Annotated in this window: 19 protein-coding genes; 14 read left to right on the top strand and 5 right to left on the bottom strand. The window is 50.3% G+C overall.

Going from position 1 to position 19,823, the window contains the following annotated elements; genetic code table 11:
* Positions 1-200 precede the first annotated feature (200 nt).
* From KJB30_RS10490 to KJB30_RS10505, 4 genes are all read right to left on the bottom strand, one after another.
* Positions 201-1,382, bottom strand: a complete 1,182-nt coding sequence (locus KJB30_RS10490; protein WP_214298892.1) for a hypothetical protein — start codon at positions 1,380-1,382, stop codon at positions 201-203.
* 23 nt (positions 1,383-1,405) lie between these two features.
* On the bottom strand, positions 1,406-1,873 hold the full coding sequence (locus KJB30_RS10495; RefSeq protein WP_214298894.1) for a cytochrome C: 468 nt from the start codon (positions 1,871-1,873) through the stop codon (positions 1,406-1,408).
* Positions 1,870-3,177, bottom strand: a complete 1,308-nt coding sequence (locus tag KJB30_RS10500; protein WP_214298896.1) for a hypothetical protein — start codon at positions 3,175-3,177, stop codon at positions 1,870-1,872. The genes KJB30_RS10495 and KJB30_RS10500 overlap by 4 nt, the downstream gene beginning before the upstream one ends.
* Positions 3,178-3,296: 119 nt before the next feature.
* Positions 3,297-4,214 carry a cytochrome C gene (locus KJB30_RS10505; protein WP_214298898.1) on the bottom strand — a complete coding sequence of 306 codons (918 nt, stop codon included), beginning with the start codon at positions 4,212-4,214 and terminating at the stop codon, positions 3,297-3,299.
* 334 nt (positions 4,215-4,548) lie between these two features.
* Between KJB30_RS10505 and KJB30_RS10510 the strand changes: the two genes are divergently transcribed.
* The 11 genes from KJB30_RS10510 to KJB30_RS10560 all read left to right on the top strand — a co-directional run bounded on the left by KJB30_RS10510 (position 4,549) and on the right by KJB30_RS10560 (position 15,439).
* Positions 4,549-5,709 carry an acetoin utilization protein AcuC gene (locus KJB30_RS10510; RefSeq protein ID WP_214298900.1) on the top strand — a complete coding sequence of 387 codons (1,161 nt, stop codon included), beginning with the start codon at positions 4,549-4,551 and terminating at the stop codon, positions 5,707-5,709.
* Positions 5,687-6,526, top strand: coding sequence for a hypothetical protein (locus KJB30_RS10515; RefSeq protein ID WP_214298902.1), 840 nt, complete (start codon positions 5,687-5,689; stop codon positions 6,524-6,526). The genes KJB30_RS10510 and KJB30_RS10515 overlap by 23 nt, the downstream gene beginning before the upstream one ends.
* A complete protein-coding gene (locus KJB30_RS10520; RefSeq protein WP_214298904.1) occupies positions 6,523-7,431 on the top strand; it encodes a tetratricopeptide repeat protein in 909 nt (302 codons plus the stop codon). The genes KJB30_RS10515 and KJB30_RS10520 overlap by 4 nt, the downstream gene beginning before the upstream one ends.
* A 211-nt stretch (positions 7,432-7,642) precedes the next feature.
* The gene (locus KJB30_RS10525) at positions 7,643-8,092 is read left to right on the top strand and encodes a hypothetical protein (RefSeq protein WP_214298905.1); all 450 of its coding nucleotides are present in this window, start codon (positions 7,643-7,645) and stop codon (positions 8,090-8,092) included.
* A 49-nt stretch (positions 8,093-8,141) separates the two neighbouring features.
* On the top strand, positions 8,142-9,119 hold the full coding sequence (locus tag KJB30_RS10530) for a DmsE family decaheme c-type cytochrome (protein ID WP_214298906.1): 978 nt from the start codon (positions 8,142-8,144) through the stop codon (positions 9,117-9,119).
* 2 nt (positions 9,120-9,121) lie between these two features.
* Positions 9,122-11,218: a hypothetical protein gene (locus tag KJB30_RS10535; RefSeq protein ID WP_214298907.1), complete on the top strand. Its 2,097-nt coding sequence runs from the start codon at positions 9,122-9,124 to the stop codon at positions 11,216-11,218.
* 13 nt (positions 11,219-11,231) lie between these two features.
* The gene (locus tag KJB30_RS10540) at positions 11,232-12,158 is read left to right on the top strand and encodes an ABC transporter substrate-binding protein (protein ID WP_214298909.1); all 927 of its coding nucleotides are present in this window, start codon (positions 11,232-11,234) and stop codon (positions 12,156-12,158) included.
* A 112-nt stretch (positions 12,159-12,270) separates the two neighbouring features.
* The gene (locus KJB30_RS10545; protein ID WP_214298911.1) at positions 12,271-12,657 is read left to right on the top strand and encodes a response regulator; all 387 of its coding nucleotides are present in this window, start codon (positions 12,271-12,273) and stop codon (positions 12,655-12,657) included.
* A gap of 10 nt (positions 12,658-12,667) precedes the next feature.
* A complete protein-coding gene (locus tag KJB30_RS10550; protein ID WP_214298913.1) occupies positions 12,668-13,876 on the top strand; it encodes a DUF401 family protein in 1,209 nt (402 codons plus the stop codon).
* 13 nt (positions 13,877-13,889) lie between these two features.
* Complete coding sequence (locus KJB30_RS10555) at positions 13,890-14,732, top strand: OmpA/MotB family protein (RefSeq protein WP_214298915.1); 843 nt, start codon at positions 13,890-13,892, stop codon at positions 14,730-14,732.
* Complete coding sequence (locus KJB30_RS10560; RefSeq protein WP_214298924.1) at positions 14,732-15,439, top strand: Smr/MutS family protein; 708 nt, start codon at positions 14,732-14,734, stop codon at positions 15,437-15,439. The genes KJB30_RS10555 and KJB30_RS10560 overlap by 1 nt, the downstream gene beginning before the upstream one ends.
* A 13-nt stretch (positions 15,440-15,452) precedes the next feature.
* Here the strand turns inward: KJB30_RS10560 and KJB30_RS10565 are convergent, their stop codons facing one another.
* Positions 15,453-16,619 carry an ATP-binding protein gene (locus KJB30_RS10565; RefSeq protein ID WP_214298926.1) on the bottom strand — a complete coding sequence of 389 codons (1,167 nt, stop codon included), beginning with the start codon at positions 16,617-16,619 and terminating at the stop codon, positions 15,453-15,455.
* A 283-nt stretch (positions 16,620-16,902) separates the two neighbouring features.
* Between KJB30_RS10565 and KJB30_RS10570 the strand changes: the two genes are divergently transcribed.
* The 3 genes from KJB30_RS10570 to KJB30_RS10580 are packed head-to-tail and all read left to right on the top strand — an operon-like array spanning position 16,903 to position 19,634.
* Positions 16,903-18,249 (top strand): hypothetical protein, encoded by a 1,347-nt coding sequence (locus tag KJB30_RS10570; protein WP_214298928.1) that lies wholly within the window; start codon positions 16,903-16,905, stop codon positions 18,247-18,249.
* Entirely contained in the window at positions 18,246-18,722 is a 477-nt protein-coding gene (locus KJB30_RS10575) for a cytochrome C (RefSeq protein WP_246545632.1), read from the top strand. The genes KJB30_RS10570 and KJB30_RS10575 overlap by 4 nt, the downstream gene beginning before the upstream one ends.
* A gap of 12 nt (positions 18,723-18,734) precedes the next feature.
* Entirely contained in the window at positions 18,735-19,634 is a 900-nt protein-coding gene (locus KJB30_RS10580) for a CxxxxCH/CxxCH domain c-type cytochrome (RefSeq protein WP_214298930.1), read from the top strand.
* Positions 19,635-19,823 lie beyond the last annotated feature (189 nt).

Raw genomic sequence — 19,823 nt, forward strand, 5'->3', positions numbered from 1 at the left:
TGTCCACCCAGAGCGAAGCAACCTTTTATTTCTCTTTGCGCCCATGACATCTCCTTTGCTTCTTGATCAGCAGCAATGTTAAAAGCATCCGATTAGGTCTAGATAAAGCCTAGTCATAATCGGATGCTTGTAAACTGAGGAGTTCAGGATGTTCGATGGATAGATATGTAGCTCGCTGGTGAGTTCGTAACAGGATGAGTTCAGTTGCAGAAGTGTTCCCTGTGGCAGTCTTTGCAATCTCTGAAAGGGGCAAAGCCTCCATTTAATTTATGGCAATTTAGGCATCCTAGACCACGGGAGAACATTAAGTCGTGATGTCGATCGCGGTTGAACCCTACCCTGTTGGCAGTATGGCATTGGCTGCATGTGGCGTTGTTCTGGCGGTCAGCACAAGGGAGGGTGTCGTGGTGTAGATGACTTGATCGTCCTGAGAGGCCTGTGACGGTGGTATAGCTAAAAAATAAAAATTGGTTCGGATTTTTTTTCTCGATCATTTGCTTGATATGATCGAGGCGCATTCTGCTAATGAGTTGGCTGGTGAAGTTTCTGAAGGTATTCCGTGACAGCATGTCTGTTCTGCCAGCTAGTCGGGCCAGTTGGGACGGTTTCTGGGGTGCACTTTGCTGTTGCCCGGGAATGGGCCCATGGCAGGAGACACAGCGAGATGGATTTGCAATCGGATCCAAAACGTGACAATCCATGCATGCAGGGCCTACACCCCCTTGGAGCTGAGCACCATGGCAAAGAGCGCAGGCTGATGTCACATTGCCGGCTGTGCTGTGGTTGAGGGGAGCGTTTTTTAACACCCCGTCAGGAGCGCGGTAGACAATGTTTTCACCATACCAGTGTCTGAGATCCTGTTTTGAAGGAGCCTGCGGGTCCAAGCTGGGATGTGCGGCGCGGGGATTGTGGCCGTTGGTGAAGCTGTTGATGAGGTCATTATTGTTATGGCAGCCGGCTGCACTTTCGCACCCTGCTTCGAGATTGCCCAGCGGTCTGTTGAAACGAGGGTTGCTTCCCGGTCCCGGTCCTAGACCGGAATGGCACCCTTGACATAGCTTGATGTTTTCTTTTGCATACCATCCATGATTTGAAGGGTGTGACCAGGCGAGTTTTATTTCACGGTACGGAGGGTGAATCACAAAAGGAGCGATTCCGAAGGTGTGGCATTCGCCGCAGCCCGGCGCTGGGGGATTTCCCGAAAAATTTTTTTCATGACATACCTGGCATTGGGTCAGACTCTGGCGTGCCTGCTCGTCATGCATAGTGATCCAGCCAGGTTCGTGAGCGTTGGTTGTTGTCGGAGCCTTCTCGTTTGAGCTACTGCTGCAAGCAACCAGAATCAGAAATGATATGTTGAGCAGTGCCATCCGCAACTTCATGTCTGTTGCTCTCCTTGTACAGTTCAACGTGGATTACCATGGCATGGCTGACAGGTGCCTGAGGAACGAGGTGTTCCGTGGCAGCGAAAACATGAAGTCGGGTCGATGCGGCCATCAATGCGATGGCGGGTCAGATAGTCACCGCGGTGCTGCATTCGGCTGAAATTTTTGGTTTGATCTTTTAAAGAGGGTTTCAACTCAACCCGTCCATGGCAGTCGCTGCAAAAACTCTGTTCGTGGCAAAGTGTACATACTCTGTCCTCCTGGTAGGCGACCATGCGATGGTTATCTGTGAATAAAGCCGTATGATTGTAGCGTTCAAAATCAATAGGTTCTTTTTTGAACCCATGGCATTTGGTGCAGAATTCCCGCCTTTCCCCAAGTTCGTAAATCTTTGGATGTGAGGCCGGCATAAGGTAGCTATTACCTGCTGTGCAGGCAACCAGAAGTGCCAGTATAAAGATTAAGGCTGCTGCCCCGAATACTTTCACTTGATACTCTCCCTGAAGGTATTGCTATTCATCGTGCTAGGCAGATCAAAGTTTTTTTCGAAAAGGTAGTTCAGTTTGACCATGAAGCGATAATCAGCCTTGAAATACGGATCATTGCTGTAGTCGAAAGAGGTTTTTACATTAAGAGTGTCATTTAAAAACCCGGTTCCGAGACCGACAGATGCGAAAAGAGAGGATGATTTTCCATAAATGGTGCGGTCGTAATGAACATAGGTGACATCACCGGTCACGAATCCAGGCGCAAATTTCCAGTAGACATAAGCTCTGGTTAGCAGATAGCGGTTTTCAGCCTCGCTACCCTGCATGCGACTGATTTCCGTGCCCACCTCAGATAGAATCTTCCATCGTCGCGTTGCGATCAATGAATAGTATTGCGATGGCTTGAAGCGGTTCTGGTAGTCATAGTTTTTGAATCGCAGAACAATTTCAGTCTGGTCAGATGGATACCAGAAGAGATCGGTGCCGGCTGTGGTCAGAGTGTTCCCACTTCCTTCCAGAAACCTGAAGGGAGGAACACTGTTACGTCTGTTGCTGAAGTAACTTGTGTAGCGGAAACGCTGCAGGAAGGGTTGGAAAGTAACCGGACCTAAAGGGAGGCGCATCTCATAGGAGTGTTCCCCCCAACTGCTGCTGATCAGGTCATAGGTGGAATGCCCAAGTAGGTATATGCTTTTTGGAAGGTTTACGGCTAGGTCTCCACCCAGAACATGTTCCCGGGCGGCTCTATTGTCAAGAATATGCTTGTAGGAAAACCCTGCATCGTATCGGCCTGGGACGGCATAGGTCAGTTTTCCGCCATAGATTAGATCACCTTTTACCCCGCTTGCATTATCAAGCATGGTCGGCAGTCCGGCATATGCTGAAACGGTTGTGCCAGGTAAGGCGAGAACTTTACCGTATATACCGTCGATATTGTCCCGCGCCACCCCTTCAAATATGTACTGCCGGCCGGCACGCAGCTGATAGGTTTGTTTCGGGGGAGCATATTGAAGGTAGGCATGAAGGAGTCGGCCGTCGGTGGTACCCCTGTTGTAGTCATCAGCCAGGTTCAACCGCCCCCATCCGTTAAGGTGCAGGGAAAGACCAGGAACTTTCTTGGTTATATAGTTCAGTTGCAGGTATTCATAGACTGGAGCAGCGTCAGCTTTGCTGCGATCATTGCGGTCCCTCTGGAACCCACGGAGGATCGTTTCAGAAGAAAGACTTACTTGCTCCGCCTCCCCGGATGAGGCAAAAAGCAGAAGCCCGGCCACAACCACATATATCCGGCCGCAACATTTCAAGTGCAGCATCTCCCTCACTTAATCAAATTAAAATCGCAATAAAAAGCAATAGAAGAAATCTCAGAAATATGGTGCCGGAGTCCACGGGGAATCCTCGTGAACTCCGGTTGAACTATTACTTATTTGCCGCTTTGCTTCACCGGTGGATCATGAGCATCCTGGTGACAGGTCAGGCATAGCGGGAACTTTGCATGCAGGTCTTTGCTGTGAGGCAGGCTGTGGCACTCGGTGCAGGCCGGTTTGTAGCCATGTTTGGTATGATGGCATGAGGCACAGCTGACCTTGGCGTGTTTGCTGGGCGACTTGCTCCATTTTGCATGGATTTGGTCGTGGCACGAGCCGCATGTGCGGGAATCAACATTATTCTTGTATTTTATCTGCAACGGCATATGCACCGGATGACATTCGCTGGCGCAGGTGGCAAATGGTTGCCCCTGAAAATGTGGTTTATGGCATGCATTACAGCTGGGAATGTACCCGTGGGTTGTATGACAGTTCTGGCATTGCAGTTTGCTATGCTTGCTGGGGAAATTTTTTAATGATTCAAACGGCTGGCTGTGACAGGTACTGCATGAATTTACCAGCAATGTTGACATGGCCATTTTTTTGGGAGCGTGGGGATTGCCATGGCAACCTGAACAATCAGTGATTTTGGGGCCATGGGGAGGAGGTACATGGCAATTGCTGCATTTGGGCATCAACTGCTGCCAGTTTTGTTTTACCGGGTTATAGGCATGGAACCTGGTATGGCAGTTGTCGCACTGGAATTTATGACGACCACCATCATTTTTGAGATCGCGATAAATGCTGGTGTGGCATTGGCCACACTGGACCGGTGTAAGGGAAGCCGGTTCAGCGGAGTAAAGTTCCGGATTGGGGGATGTACTTGCACCCGCAGGTTTTTCTGCGGCCTTTGTCCCTGCTGAGGGAGATGTTTCTGGTTGAGACTGGCCGAAACTAACGCATACGGTCAGGCTCATGGATAGAATAGATGCAGCCAGCATCGTAACCAGCTTGTTTGAAATTCCTGCTTTCATGAAATTTTCCCCTTTCCTGCTCACCTGATAATGCAATGCGGTTGACCTGTATACAATAAGAGGCATTGACCGTACAATATAAAATTTTAAATAACAATATTTTATTAATAATTATCCATTATACTAACCTCTCCCGTCATCTTGTCAAGTCAGGAAGATGCTTACAAGGCAGAGGCAGCACCAGTTTATTCATTCATGGAGTAGCATTGACAACACCATAGTGCCTCCACTTTATCTCCAGATTACCAATGAATTCTCATTTATTCTCAATAGACGGATCATAGAAAATAGTGCATTATTGCCCTCCCAGTTCTAAATATCTGAGGAGTTTTCTGTGTCTGCTGCCCGTACAGCACTAATATATTCACCTCTCTTCGGCAGCTACAGCTATGGCGACGACCACCCCTTCAAGCTTCAGCGCTATCATCTTACCCACCATCTTATGGAAACCTATGGCTTACTGAATCTGCCAAACATGAAGATTCAAGGTTGCTGCCCGATTGACGAGGATCGGGCGTTGAGTTTCCATTCCAAGGCATACATTGAGAGGCTGAAGGAATTCAGTGCCTCGACCGAACCCCGTGCTGATTTTGTTTTTGGGCTGGGAGATGCAGATTGTCCTGTTTTCAAGGGGCTATATGATTGTGCGGCCTTGGGCGCTGGGGCCACTCTAGAGGCTGCGCGCCTGGTGGAAGAGGAAGGCTTTGATATTGCTTTTAACCTTGCCGGTGGCTGGCATCATGCACATCGCAGCCGAGCCTCCGGATTCTCTTATTTGAATGATGCGGTGCTGGCTATCAATTGGTTGGTGGAGCGGGGACGTCGAGTGGTGTATCTGGATATTGACGCCCATCATGGTGACGGAGTCCAGGAAGGCTTCTACGACAGTGACTGTGTTCTGACAATTTCGCTGCATGAGAGCGGCATCTATTTTTTCCCGGGAACCGGATTCGAGGACGAGATAGGGACAGGCCGAGGGAAAGGCTACTCAGTTAACCTTCCTCTTTTAGCGCATACGGATGATGCCCTGTATATGAAGGCATTCGACGAAGTTGCTTATCCATTGCTGGCGGCCTTCAATCCGGATGTAATAGTGACTCAGATAGGTGCGGATACCTTTCGGACTGACCCGCTCACCCGTCTGGAAATTACCACTCACAGTTACAGCTATATCATGCGCAAGCTCAAGGCGCTCAAAATCCCCTGGGTGGCACTTGGCGGTGGTGGTTATGATCTGATGAATACTGCCCGGGCCTGGACCCTGGCCTGGTCGATTATGAACGGTGTCGAACTCAATCCGCGTCTGCCGACTGCCTTTACCCGGAAAATCAAAAAAATGGGTTACCCACATCGCGTACTACTGGATGCCATGCATTGGTCAGATGACCATGATCGTAACCTGGCTCTGGAAGCAGTCGAGAAGAGCATCAGCAGAATCAAGAAAACGATCTTCCCTGGTATAATCGGATCCTATGGTGAAACTTCCGGAGAATAGCCGGCTGGTTGATGCCGCCGGACAGCCCTTGAGTTCACTCAAGGCGATCAACCGTCTGCAAGAGTCGGAAAAAATAACAATATACAGCCGACTTCTGCCTGGGCGTCTGGCCAGGTTGCTGAATATTGATCTTGAAGACCCCCTTCGTCTTGCTCAGAATGGAGTGTTTAAGGTCGTTGCACCCTCGGGTCTGTCGCTGGTTCGAATAGCAGTACATAGTGGTTCAAGTCAGGATGCCGTGTTTTTTGTGGAGTTGTCGGATACGCAGTTTCACCAGATGGAGCTTTCCTTCTGCATGATTCGTGACCCCGATGCTCCCCGGTTTGATGTGGATATGGATGCAGAGGGCAGAAACAACTGGTTCACTTCCCATGGCCGCAATATTCCCGAAGAGGTCCGTGCCATGTCTGCGGGATTATTTCCCAACCAGGTACGTCGGGGATTGAGAATGTTCGGGGAATTCCTGCCGCTTCTGGAGCTGTTCACCGATGCCCTGGGAATTGAAATGATTATGGCTGAACCGCTGACCTATGACAATGCTATCCGCTACGAAAAATATGGTTTTGACTATCTGCGCGGCAAACGTTTGATGCTGGAGATCAATAGGGAGTTTCAGCCGGGCGGGAGATACTACATGAAACTGGACAGCTCGAGTCCTTTTCGAAGACCCGGTGCAGAGCACACGGTGAGGGGCAGAAGTTGGGCCATTCATGACGGTGTTCTGGACGAGCCGTGGGATGAAGTGCAGATTTACAAGGTAATCGGCGTGCATGCCGGTGTGAATACATTTCCTGAAAGGATGCAGGAGCAGCAATGAACAGTGAACAGGAAGTCAAGCCAACAGCACTTGATGGTATCAAGTACTATTCGCCTCCGGCCGGTTTTATACTTCACGGACGTGATGGGCGGGTCAGCATTCCCTGGGATGGCAAGCCGCCGTTTCCGCTTCTGGATGAAGATTTTTTTGCGGCAGAACAGTCCGGCGCACCGGATTACGATATGGTGGGACGCGGCATCTATCAGGCTCTGCGGCTTAATCCCGACTGCACCTTTGCAGCCGATTATGCAGCACTGCTCAAGGATGCCTATCCGCATGTCATTTCCGAGTTAGGCGGGCAGATAATTATGCTCGATGCCAAGGAGGTGGATACTCCCTATCTTGATCGCAAGATCAATTTCCTGAGGATCATGTTACTTCTCGATCCCGGCAATGCCGGCCTCTGCCGGGAGATTGCGCGAACCTTTGCAGATAAGGGAGCACGGCTCTCCACGCTCCACCAGGCCGTACCCAGTTGGTACTCGGCGGAAAAATATCTGAAAAAGGCGCTGGAACTTGACCCTGATGATCGCGACAGTCTTTATGAGTATGGGGAAGCTCTTTACGTGCTGGGGCGTTACGACCAGGCTGCGGAGATCTGGCAGAAGGCGGTTGCTGGCTGTGATGATGCCGGGAAGCGCAAAATTGAAGCTCGCATTGCCGCTATTTTTACCGGCAAGCTTCCTTTGGTGCCGCCGGTGGATTACCTGACGGCCCTGGCAGTGGCGGTGGAGGAGCATCAGGCCGGTCGCAATGATGAGTCTGCCGGGATAATCGAAGATGTGTTGGCTGACCCGGTGTTCAGCCAACAGTTTCCCATGAATGAGATTCATTTTCTGCTTGGAACTTGTTATGAGGAAATGGGAATGATGGACGAGGCCGCCAAGGCTTTCAAGAGGAGTTGATATGTTCGGATTCAGCACGGCTGACTGGATCTTTATCGGTTTCATCCTTATCGTTATCTACGCCTGTGTTGCTTTGAGCGCGCTGGTTCAGAAAAAGAAGAAGGGACACTGATTATGTATTGTGTGGCTGGTTGGATCGCTGCATTTTCAAGGAATACCGGATACCGGAACGATAGGGCCTGTTGGCCGGGAAACCACGTGCGAGGTCCAAATGGAAGAACTTGATGACGATCATGAAAACGAGCGCCGCCCTCTGCCGATGGTTTTGTTGGGGGGGCTGTATCTGTTTTTTCTTATGTTGACCATGTCCACCTTTGGCCATCCCTATCCCCTGTTTGGGATGATTCTGCAGGGGAGGGTAGCTGAAGTTGTGGTCTTCATGGACAGCATTATCTGTCTGTATCTCTTTCTGGGGTTAATGAAGAGGCAACAGCTGACCTGGTATCTGCTGCTGGGCTACAACATATTCGAAATGGTCAATACGCTGGTTAACCTGCGGTTTATAACGGCATCGGAACTTGAAAAAATGATGGGACAGCCGGTGGATCCTCAGGCATTAATCAACAATAATATTTCTGTCTTGATCGCAATCGTGCTGCTTACCATATTTATCTACCGTAGCCGCCAGTATTTCAGCAATCGCTCAAACTTTTTATTCTGACGGTACGAATACTGCTTTAGTTTTTCTAAACATTCATTGAGGAACTGTTATGCACATTTCCATTGTACCGGTGCTGATTGCCATGCTGGTTGTTTCGGCATGCACAGCTTTGAAAGAGGGATACCCGCTTCTACCTGTCAGCGAGTACGAAAAAATGGTGGTTGGCCGCCTTGATGCTGATTACGTGGGAACCGATAACTGTGTCGCCAAATGTCATAAGCACGACAAACTTACCAATGATTTCAAACTGAGCGTTCACGGTGAGCAGATCACGCCGCAAACCGGTCTGCCGTTGGTTAACTGTGAATCCTGTCATGGGCCCGGCAGCCTGGCCATTGACAAAATTGAAAAGAACAGACAGTTGCTGGGAGAAGCGGGAGATAAATGCGATTTTTCCAAGCTGCTGGATCTGAAAACCTTGCCCCCACAGGCCCAGTCACTTATCTGCCTCAAATGCCATTCTGCTGCTTCGACCCCCGCTTTGGCCCAGTGGCATACCAGCGTTCATGCGCTTAACGACCTAAGTTGCTTCGACTGTCATAAACTGCACGAAGGCCCTCACCAGAAGGTAAGCCGCGATAAGATGGCCGAGCTATGCTACGGCTGCCACCCGGATGTTAAAGCACAATTCAGTTTGTTTTCCCGCCACCCGGTGCGGGAGAAGAAAATGGGCTGCTTCGACTGCCATGAGCCACACGGATCCTCTCTTCCTGCACTGCTCAAGGGGAACAGTCAGCGGGATATGTGTACGCGTTGCCATATGGAGAAGAGTGGCCCGTTCGTGTATGAGCATGGCGACGTAACTGAAACCTGCACCAACTGCCACGCTCCTCACGGTTCGGTCAACCGCCGCTTGCTGGCGGCAGCCATGCCCTTTCTCTGCATCCAATGCCATAGTCCGGGACACCGCAACATTCTTGACGATAAAACCAAGCCCCTGTTCGCCAATCGCTGCACTGACTGCCATTCCACTATTCATGGCTCTGATACGCCAGATAATCGTGGTTTCGGAACCTTGAGGAAATGATCATGGTCCAGCGCCTTTCGAACCTTTCTGTGGTGCCGGGAAGAGCTACCTTCCTGGCACCAGCGCTCCTCATGTCCTTGATGTTTAGTAATCCGGCATGTGCGGCTGCCGAACCGGTTGATGCTGCGGAATCGGAGCCTGTGTTTAGTGAGTCAAATGAACCCGCCACGACAGTGAACAATGTTTCACTGGCTGCTGGATATCGGTTCCTGACTCCAGATGGTCCTCCAACTGCTGCTGCACCTTATGAACGATTTAAATCAGGGGCAACCGGAGGTTTTTCAGCTGCGACCCTAGGTTCCAATTTGAAGCTCAATGTTAACGGGACCTTCCTCCATGAGGACGACTATCAGAGCGAACTGGCATTCGACTATCGTGGCTTTGTACGGCTGCAGGCCTCCAGTGAGGCGATGTGGCACAATCTGCTGCGCGAGCAGATATATCCTGGTACTCAGCTCTTCCTCAACGAGCTGGATCCTGGAGAAACCTATGGTGTCCGTACTACCACAACCCAGGCTCGTGCCCGCATCAAGCTAGGCAATAATCCATTTCACCTCAACCTGGGGTATTGGGAGTTGAGGCGCCATGGAAGCGAGCAATTACGCTTTTCCGACCATTACTGGTCAGCTGATCCCCAGACCCTTTCCGGTAGCATTATCACCCAGGCCAACCATGTTGATCGTATCACCCGCGAGGGAACTGTTGGGGTGGACGCCCACCTTGGACCTGTAGATTTTTCCTATGGTTTTCGTATCCGTGATTTCTCTAATAGGGCCGAAGATCCCCGCTACGATTTTAACATTAATGCTTTTGGTGCACTTGTTCCTGGAATTCATGCCCACGATGTAATCCCCGACAGCCGGGTCGCCTCACATACTTTCAAGCTTTTTTCCGATATGAGCGGAGGTCTTGTGGCGTCTGGTGTCTACACCCTGACCGAGAGGGAGAACAGGGGAGGGCATGGCGAAGCTGTACCTTCCGAGCGTCCTTCGGATGTCATTCATCTGGCAGCTGGAGATTTCAGCTATACTCCCTCCAAATCCCATTCAGTGACCCTGAAATATCGGCATCAGGAAATCGAGCGTACCACTCCTTCTGCTCTATCGTATCCTTTTGCGGCAATTAAGTTTCTCAATCCGGCACCCTCAACCAGCAGGGATGTGGTGACCGCTTCAGTCATCTTCCGGCCATATCCCAGGATGATTTACCGTTTGGAGTACAATGCTGACCTGGAATCCCGCGACGGGGTCCGTGATGCCCAGGCACCTCTTGAATCAAGCGGTGCGTACCATTCCGACAGCCGTCTGACCCATACCGGCACAACCTCCTTCTACTGGCGGCCTGCCAGCGGATTGAAACTCAATGGTTCCTACAGTTATGCTGCCTGTGACAACCCAACCTACCGCGCCTCATTCAGTGATCGTCATACCGGAAAACTGCTGCTGACTTATACGAAGACCGGGAAATGGGGGGTGACTGGCAGTTATCTGGTCCAGCATGCGAATGGTGAAAGCAGCGCCTCGGTCACTCCTCCTCCTGCAACGGATCTCTTTATTAGTACCGGTAACGATCCCTCATCTCATCTTCTTCCCCGGCAAAGTCGCAGCAACTCTGCCACCGCCGGTGTCTGGTTCAGTCCTCTTGAGCGCCTGACGATTACCACCAGCTATTCTTTCCTTGAGTCGGAGATCAACCAGACTGCATTGCTCACCGAACTCTCCCGGAATGCCCTGGCTGCTACCCGCTATCTCTCCACAAGCCATGTCTACGGGATCGATGCCAATTATGCTGTAACCGAACTGCTTGATCTTTCCCTGTCCCTTCAGCAGGTTTTTTCAAAAGCGTTCTTCGACGTTCCGCTTATTACTCCATTCAGTGCTACTGACAGCTTTGGCGCAACCCAATATAATTCCACCGGCATAACCGGATTAACCAGGCTGGATACTACTGAAACCGGTCTATCTGCACGCGCTGATTGGCGGGCGACGCCACATCTTGGATGTGTCCTTGATTATAGTTTCAGGGTCTATGATTCAGGAAATGTCGCTTATGATGGCTCGGTCCATACGACAATGATCTCCTTGAAGGCGCGATGGTAACTCCGGGATGTTTATGAAGCGCTTTCTTATAACAGCGGTTGCACTACTGATGTTGTGCTACCCGTACCATTGCCCTGCCGCCGGTAGAGTTATTGCAGCGGTAATGAGCAGTGATCAGCCGCGTTATCGCGAAGCACACCGTGCTTTCGTCAAATCCATGGCCGCCCACGGCTATACTTCCGCCAACACGGAGATCCTGCTGCAGGTTCCGAATCCTGATTCTCAATCATGGTCCAACACGATCAGAAAGTTCAATGCCTATAAGCCGAGTATGATTGTTGCCTATGGAGCTCCGGTAGCGCAGGTAGCACTGAAAGAAGCCCAGGGAATACCCGTGCTGGCAGTGGATATGTATGCGCCTGAGTCGCCTGCCCGCGGTTCATTCGGAATCAGTTCACGCGTGCCGATGGTAACCCTGCTGAAGACCCTGATGGAGATACGTCCCACTCGCAGGATTGGAGTTATCTACAACTCACGCGAGCTTGGGTCCCAACGACAGATGGAAGATATTCTCAAGTATGCTGCACAGTTGGGGATACAGGTAATCGAGGGAAATGCCACTTCATCATCGGCGGTGGCCGGCATTGCGGCTGACCTGCTGGAAAGGACGGATGGGCTGATTGTTACTGAAAGCGGCGTGGTCTGTCGCCAATTTGACAAGCTGATTGCACGTGCAAAAGCTCGGGCAGTTCCGGTGATCTCTCCCATGCCGGATGCTGCCGAAAAAGGTGCCCTGGTTTCTCTGGAGATCAGTCCCCAGGAACAAGGGAAAATGGCTGCAGAGACTGCGCTGCAGCTTTTGAACGGAACCAGGCCGGAACAACTCTCTTTGCTCTCCCCGCGCCGGGTGGACCTGGTAATCAACCTGAAAGTCGCACGTGAACTGGGAATTAACATACCTTTTCCCGTTTTATCCGGGGCAACCAGAATTCTAAAATGATCGACTGCCAGCAGGGCATGCTCCTCTGATCAAGAACCTGCGGTTCTGCACCGTCCCCTCACCTAATGATTTTTGTTTTCGGGTAGCGGCAAATCGGCTATAGTAGGCCGCTATGGGTCGAATATTGCTTATCGATGACGACAGGGGCTTCACAAATTTCCTCTCCGGATACATCCGGGAAACTTATCCTCTCCTCGATGTTGAAATCTGTAACAACCCTGTGAGTGCCTTGCAGCGAATCAAGCACGATGGTTATGACCTGCTGCTGATCGATCTGGAAATGCCTACCATTGATGGACTCAAGCTGCTGAGTTTTGCCACCCAGACCGGGATGGACAAGAACCGGATCGTGATCCTTTCAGGACGCGATGCCGATGTACTGCATGAACTCTGTCCCATGGGAACCTGCCTGGCTGTGCTTAATAAATTCGAAGCCCGGCAAAAGGCGGTTCTGGACATGATTTTCAATTCCCTGCACAAGAAAGCAGGGGGTATCTGATTTCCTTCCCATGAATGATCTTCTCAAAACAACGCTGGTGCTCATATTCATAGTTCTTCTGTTGCGCCGCAAAACCTCCATGGCAGCCGTCATGCCCATCGGTGCCCTGTTGCTGGGTATCATCTACCTGACTCCTCCAAAGATATTTCTCTCCGCCGCATGGTCGGGCGCCTTTTCGGCTAAATCTCTTGAAATGACACTGATCCTGGCGCTGACCATGGTCATGGAAAATATACTGCGCACCACAGGAATGCTTAAGCGCATGGTGTCATCGCTGTCGGCCGCCTTGCCCGACCGGCGGCTGATCATGGCAGCCATGCCCGCCATGATAGGTTTGCTTCCTTCTCCTGGAGGAGCTGTTTTCTCCGCTCCCATGGTCAATGAAGCTGCCGGCGAAGCTGCTATCCAGCCGGAACAAAAAGCTCTGACCAACTACTGGTATCGTCATATCTGGGAATATATTTCACCGCTGTATCCCGGCATCATCCTGGCTGCAGGTATCACCGGCCTTTCTACCCAAACCCTTTTCCTGGCAAACCTGCCCTTTGCCCTTTCCGTGGTCGGCTGGGGAGCGATCTTCTGCTTTCGCGGCATGGGGCGGCAAAACATACCTTCCATCGGCACTGTGCGCAGGAAAGAGTTTATGTCATTCCTGATAATGGCTTCGCCGATACTTTTGGCTTTGCTGCTGGTGGTGCTGTTCAAAGTAAACCCCGCAATCTCGCTCGGGGGTGCCGTGCTGGTGCTCTACGGGGCGCATCGTTATTCCCCCTGTGCCATTTTTAAAAATCTGAAAGAAAGTATTTCCATAAAAGCTCTCCTGCTGGTGACAGGAATCATGATTTTCCAGGAAGTCCTGCAGGTCACCGGTGCCCTCGCCGGCATATCGTCTTTTTTTGCTTCTTCAGGTTTGCCGGTGCATCTGGTGCTGATTCTGATTCCCTTTATTGCCGGCATTTTGACCGGACTGACAGTCGGGTACGTCGGAATCACCTTTCCCCTGTTGCTTCCCCTGATGGGGGGAGCCTCCGCTTCACCTGGTCTGGTTGCGCTTGCCTTTGGGGCCGGTTTTGCCGGCGTCATGCTCTCGCCGGTACATCTTTGTTATGTTCTGACCTGTGAATACTTTCAGGTTGATATCGCCCGCATCTATCACCGCCTTTTTCTTCCGTCAGCTCTCGTGCTGGCTGCCGCAATCATACCTTTATTGATATTCTGAAAGGAGGAACACCATGTTCAAGAGAATCGCAGCAATGATCATCATGGGAAGCACCGCCGCATCACTGAGTGGCTGTCTCGTGGCAGAAAGTACGTACCTGAAAAAGGTAGAGGAAGCCGATACTCTGACCAGCGGGTTGGGAGAGCTTCAAAAGAAGCATGATCAACTCATTGCAGATAATACGGCACTGAAACAGGCACACGAAAAACTTAAAGTAGAGGCGGCTGGGCTGTCCAAGGACAAGCAGGAGCTGGAACAGGTGCTGAAGGCGAAATCAGATACTCTTTCCCATAACATCAGCGAGTTGCGCCAGAAGGTGACGGCTCTTGAAGCGGAAAACAATGCTCTTAAGGCCGAAATAATTAACCTGCAGAAGGTCAAGGAAGAGAAGGTCAAGGAAGTCAGCGGCACCTACGAACAGCTTTTGCAGAATATGAAGAATGAAATTGCCCAAGGTCAAGTAACGATTTCTGAACTGAAGGGCAAACTGACCGTCAACATGGAAGCTGCTATTCTTTTTGATTCCGGCAAAGCGGACGTAAAACCGGATGGCTTGAGCATTCTGCAAAAGATGGTAGATACGTTGAAGAGCGTAAAGGACAAAGCGATCCGTATCGAGGGACACACCGATAATGTTCAGATCAGCGGCCCCCTGACGCACTCGTTCCCCACCAACTGGGAGCTTTCAGCTGCCCGGGCCATAAATGTAACTCGTTATTTGCAAAAGCAGGGCTTGGACCCGGCCATGCTTTCAGCAGCCGCCTTCGGTGAATTCAAACCAGTTGCGGAAAATGACACCAAAGAAGGACGCGCCAAGAACCGTAGAATCGAGATTACACTGGTGGCAAAAGACTGATGGCAAAGAAGAAAAAGCAAGAACACCAGCCCAAACCTGCAATTTTCAAAACCACCCCTTTCAGTGCCCTGAAAGGGGTGGCTGTTTCGGTTCCGGAACAGCCCGAAGAGCCTAAGGCGGTTGCACCACAACCAAAGCCGGCTGCCCCGGATGAGGCTGCTCTGTTTCTTCAGGCCATGGAAGGTGTTACGCGGGTGGATGGCCGGCAACCTTTGGCAAAAAAGGCACCTGCAGAGGCTGAGCCCGCTATGGAACATAAACCAGTTCACGGCAGCTCCAAACCTTTGCCGCAGATTGATCCTGATGAGCGTGCTGCTTTTGCCGAAGCCATCGGTCAACTCAAGCTGGATGTCGCTTTTACTGACCAGATCCCGGAAGATGAAGAGATCAAGGCGCTGGGAGCCAATCGACTGCGTCAGCTCAAACGCGGGGTGATCATAGTCGATCGCCAACTTGATCTGCATGGCTTGACACGCGAAGAGGCGCTGGAAGCATTGCCTCGCTTCCTGGGAAGTGCCGCTGCTCACGGCGAAAAAGCGGTACTGATCATTACAGGTAAGGGTAACAACTCTCCGGCGGAGCCGGTGCTGCAGCAGGCCGTAGCTGGGTGGCTGCGGGACGCCGGCAGAAAATTGATAGTTGAATATGCTCCGGCGCCTAGGGACATGGGGGGTAGTGGGGCTTTTGTGGTTTTTTTGAGAGGGTAGGAGGCGAGTTAAATTATCTCTCTGTTATGCTCGAAATTTTACTCCAAGGAATGACATCGACTTCCTGCCTTGTTTGCAATTTGTCCCCTCCATACACTAGGAAAGGACGTCCGGCGGATTGTCCTGCAAGTCCAATCCATTTTTTTAATCCGGTAAAATAGTCTGAGGTAACGGTTTGACCAGCCTTGATCTCAAGAGGTTCCAGGGTCAGTCCTTGGTCGAAGAGAACATCAACTTCGTTTCCGGTACTATCCCGCCAGAAGTAAAGGTTTGAAGGTAATCCTCTGTTAAATCGCCCTTTGAGTAACTCTCCCACCACCCAGGTTTCGAACAGTGCGCCTCTCAGTGGATGAAAACTGAGGTGTGATTTCTCGTGTATTCCGACTAGCCATGCGGCAAGACCTGTATCGTGGAAATATAATTTTGGCGATTTGATCAGACGCTTATTGAAATTGCTGTGGTGCGGCAACAGCAGGTGAACGATGTAGCTCGCCTCCAGAATTGAAATCCATGCCTTTGCAGTATTATGAGTAATACTGCAATCATTGGCGAGAGAAGACAGGTTAAGTAGTTGTCCGGTACGGGCAGCACACAGTCTGAGAAAACGTTGGAAAGCCGATAGATCGCGGACATTGATCATCTGGCGAACGTCCCGCTCCAGATAGGTGTGGATATATCCGGAATACCATTGGGCTGGAGAAACCGGACGGTCGTAAATAGGTGGATACAGGCCGGTAAACAGCAGTTCATCAAGCGAGATCGGGGGGATGCCGGCTTGATTCAGCTCTGTGGATGAAAATGGAAGCAGTTGCACCATGCCCACCCTGCCTGCCAGCGACTGAGTGATATTGGAAAACAACCCGAATTGCTGGGAACCGGTTAAGATATACAGGCCCTGGCGACCATCCAGGTCGGCCCGGGTTTGAAGATAGGAAAACAACTGCGGGCATCGCTGGACCTCGTCAAAAATGGCACCATCAGGGTAGCCGGCAAGAAAGCCGCGCGGATCATTATCCGCAAATTCACGTAAATCGGGATCTTCCAGGGAGGCATAGGGCTTGTCGGGGAAGGCTGCACGTGAGAGGGTTGTTTTCCCCGATTGACGCGGTCCGGTGATGGCTACAAACGGGAAACCTTGTGCCAAATCAAGAATAGTTTTGTGTGCTCGACGTGGAATCATGGCTGGATTATATTTGTTTTTTGTAAATTGTAAATTCAATTTACGATTTACAAAGCTAGTTTTCCAGCAAACAACCATTGGTTCTTCGTGGCGTTGGGAGAATCAGGGCGGAAACTGATAGTGGAATAGGCCAAACAACCATTTTTTGCCGTAGTGCATAAAGATACTAGATACCGATTGATTTTATTAGGGATTATTGGTATTTATTTCATCGTTTTACGCCACTGGCCCTTGGGCATATGAAATGAGGTCGTTGCAATCTCACCTCAGTACAGGAGACCCTATGAAAAGAATAACCCGCCACCTGCTGTCATCAGTACTTGCTATCGCTATGCCCGTCGCTGCATTGGCAGACACCTCTGTTGAATCTACTACCATTGTTCGTTACTTCCAGGATGATCGTGCAGGCTTTTCTACGAAAGATATGGCACCTATAACTCAGTTCTTAGGTGCTGATTTCGATAAGCTTGGCGATGGTAACCTTTCACTTCACCTTTATGGCTGGGGCAGAATGGATCTTGGAGACAAAAGCTTTAACAATGATCGGGCAGATGGAAGCCTTACTTACGGTTTCCTCAAATACCGCTTTAACCATGCTAATGCTCAGATTCGGGCTGGCCGTCTTTTCGTAACCGAAGGCATTGTGAATGAGCAGATTGATGGCGTGAGCGCCCGCACCGAGCTTCCGATGGGCTTTGGCATATCTGCATTCGGCGGTGCCACCGTACATACTGCGGATATATCTGGGGAAAACACAGATGGGAAAGGTGATGGCATTTACGGTGGTCGTTTGAATTATCGCTACGGCGGTAAATTGGAGTTGGGAGTTTCAGGTCTTTATGAAACCAAAGCGCCCAGTTTTTCCCAAGTAAAAAACCGCTCTATGGTAAACAACGGTAAATTTGGGGATCACAAACTTATCGGCGGTGATATCTGGCTGGCGCCGCACAGTATGGTGGAATTTATGGGGCGCACTAGCTACAATACCGAAACCGATGCGGTTGCTGAACATAGCTATCAGCTGAATTTGAAACCCGTCAAGGACCTGGTGTTAACCGGAGAATTTAATGAATATCGTGATCGTAGCTATTTCTATTCTTCGCCCGTGTTTTCCAGCATGTATTCTGCTCTGCGCGACAGATCACGTGTTATAGGCGCCATTGCATCCTACGGTCTTAACAGCCAAACCGAGCTTTCCGCCGATTACCGCCACTATACTCGCGAAATTGGCAATGCAGATCGAATGGGTGCGGAGCTCAGCTACAGATTCAAGGGCAACGATATCCGCACAGGCGCTGGTTATCACTATCTGCGGGCAGGTTCCGGTTTTGCCGCAATACCATCGTCCACAACATCGGCGTCCTTTCATGAGTTGCGTGGCTATATCATGCGGGATGCTAAAAAATATTTTGCATCTGCCGATGCCATTGCCTATGTTTTTGAAAAAGAGATTGCAGGCAAAAAGAGCGCGTGGGAAGTTATAACCTCTGTCGGTTATCGCTTTACCCCTGCAATTGCACTCTCCGGGGATATCAGTTATGGTCAGAGCCCGGAATACAATGACGACCTTAAGGGCCTGTTGCGCCTGACTTACAACATGAGCTACAGCAGTAAAGGGGGTGCTAAATGAAACGTATGATTTCCATTTTTCCTGTCTTGGCGCTTGCAGGCCTACTTCTGGTAGTTGCCGCCTGTGCTTCTATCAAATCAATACCCGGTTTGCCTGATTCCCACCCTGAGTCGCTCATTGCTGGACAGCAGATCAACTGTTCCGAATGCCATGATAATTCTTCTAAAGGAACGATGAAACCATTGACTGCTTTTAGCCATACAAAGATTTTTGTCAAGAATCATCGCTATTATGCTTCGAGTGATGACCGTCTCTGTTCCGTATGCCATAAGGCTTCATTTTGCGCTGACTGCCATACCAATCAGGTGGAAATGAAACCGTCGGTAAAGTATGGTTACCGCCCTGACCTGGAGATGCCCCATAGAGGGAATTATATGGCTGTTCACAAAATTGAAGGCAAGACAAACCCGGCCAGCTGTTACCGATGCCATGGCAGAGCTAACAATGAGCGTTGCATAGCTTGTCATAAATAGGAGAACTGAAATATGAAAAACCCCCTGATCAAAATATCTGCAACGGCTGCAATTGCCTTCGCGCTTTCTGCCTGCGGTAATGCCAACAGCGGCAATGTTTCACTGGTAGACAGTAACGGTAAGCATCCTGCTGGTTGGATCAATACACATAAAAATGTAGCATTCACATCCTCCACAGCGTGTACTGAGTGCCATGGCAATGATCTGTCCGGCGGCATCAGCAAGGTAAGCTGTATAAACCCTGCAGCAGGATGTCACACAACTATTCCGCTCCCGAATTCGGCAAGTTGCGTATCGTGTCATGGCGCCGGTACAACCGGCCCTAACGGTAATTCTTTTCCCAACCGCAATAATGCACATGCAAAGCATCTGGCGCTGAACGGCGTAACCTGCGGTACATGCCATAATGGAGCAGGGAGCGGCACAGCGCTTCATGCCAACGGCATTACCAATGTATTACTTGCTACTACTTTCAGTGCCAAGACAGGAACCTTTGGCTACAATGCCGGTTCTTGTTCTGCTGTCAGTTGCCATGGCGGCCAGGTCACTCCCAAATGGACTGCAGCCGGATCAATAACCGTAGCCACGGATTGTCTCAAGTGTCATGAATTAGGTTCTGCTCCAGTGGCGCCTGATACCACCCCAACGCCACAATACAACAGCTTCTACTCCGGCAAAGGAATCATTGTACCCAATTTGCATCAGCTCCACCTGCAATTAAGTTTTACTTGCAACAGCTGCCATAATATTGACAAGCTGAATACCGTTCATTTTAATACACTTTCAAATCACAACTTTACTGCTCCAGCTAATACCATCGGAGATGCCACAGGCGCTAAAACCAGTGTCACAGATTATTCCGCAGGGAACTGCACCAGTGTTTGTCACAATGTGAGAAAATGGCAAAATTAATCCTGGCTTTGCAATAAGTTTTTAAAATCACAAAGCCCCTCTCAATGTTTGAGAGGGGCTTTTGTGATTCAGTAAAAAACAATTTGTCTAAATTACACCATTAGTACTTCGCGGCCAGCTATTTTGGTGGAGGTTTCATCTCGCGACATCAAAGCACCCTCCTAGTGTAAATGGTAGCAGGCGGGGTTG

This window comes from Pelotalea chapellei, assembly GCF_018531195.1.
GTDB lineage: Bacteria > Desulfobacterota > Desulfuromonadia > Geobacterales > Pseudopelobacteraceae > Pelotalea > Pelotalea chapellei.

Excerpts from the sequence above, each read along its gene's own strand:
- KJB30_RS10565 (WP_214298926.1), bottom strand. The coding sequence starts at position 16,619 with ATGATTCCACGTCGAGCACACAAAACTATTCTTGATTTGGCACAAGGT.
- KJB30_RS10505 (WP_214298898.1), bottom strand. The coding sequence starts at position 4,214 with ATGAAAGCAGGAATTTCAAACAAGCTGGTTACGATGCTGGCTGCATCT.
- KJB30_RS10575 (WP_246545632.1), top strand. The coding sequence starts at position 18,246 with ATGAAACGTATGATTTCCATTTTTCCTGTCTTGGCGCTTGCAGGCCTA.
- KJB30_RS10580 (WP_214298930.1), top strand. The coding sequence starts at position 18,735 with ATGAAAAACCCCCTGATCAAAATATCTGCAACGGCTGCAATTGCCTTC.
- KJB30_RS10530 (WP_214298906.1), top strand. The coding sequence starts at position 8,142 with ATGCACATTTCCATTGTACCGGTGCTGATTGCCATGCTGGTTGTTTCG.
- KJB30_RS10560 (WP_214298924.1), top strand. The coding sequence starts at position 14,732 with ATGGCAAAGAAGAAAAAGCAAGAACACCAGCCCAAACCTGCAATTTTC.
- KJB30_RS10570 (WP_214298928.1), top strand. The coding sequence starts at position 16,903 with ATGAAAAGAATAACCCGCCACCTGCTGTCATCAGTACTTGCTATCGCT.
- KJB30_RS10550 (WP_214298913.1), top strand. The coding sequence starts at position 12,668 with ATGAATGATCTTCTCAAAACAACGCTGGTGCTCATATTCATAGTTCTT.
- KJB30_RS10490 (WP_214298892.1), bottom strand. The coding sequence starts at position 1,382 with ATGAAGTTGCGGATGGCACTGCTCAACATATCATTTCTGATTCTGGTT.
- KJB30_RS10515 (WP_214298902.1), top strand. The coding sequence starts at position 5,687 with ATGGTGAAACTTCCGGAGAATAGCCGGCTGGTTGATGCCGCCGGACAG.
- KJB30_RS10535 (WP_214298907.1), top strand. The coding sequence starts at position 9,122 with ATGGTCCAGCGCCTTTCGAACCTTTCTGTGGTGCCGGGAAGAGCTACC.
- KJB30_RS10555 (WP_214298915.1), top strand. The coding sequence starts at position 13,890 with ATGTTCAAGAGAATCGCAGCAATGATCATCATGGGAAGCACCGCCGCA.
- KJB30_RS10540 (WP_214298909.1), top strand. The coding sequence starts at position 11,232 with ATGAAGCGCTTTCTTATAACAGCGGTTGCACTACTGATGTTGTGCTAC.
- KJB30_RS10525 (WP_214298905.1), top strand. The coding sequence starts at position 7,643 with ATGGAAGAACTTGATGACGATCATGAAAACGAGCGCCGCCCTCTGCCG.
- KJB30_RS10520 (WP_214298904.1), top strand. The coding sequence starts at position 6,523 with ATGAACAGTGAACAGGAAGTCAAGCCAACAGCACTTGATGGTATCAAG.
- KJB30_RS10545 (WP_214298911.1), top strand. The coding sequence starts at position 12,271 with ATGGGTCGAATATTGCTTATCGATGACGACAGGGGCTTCACAAATTTC.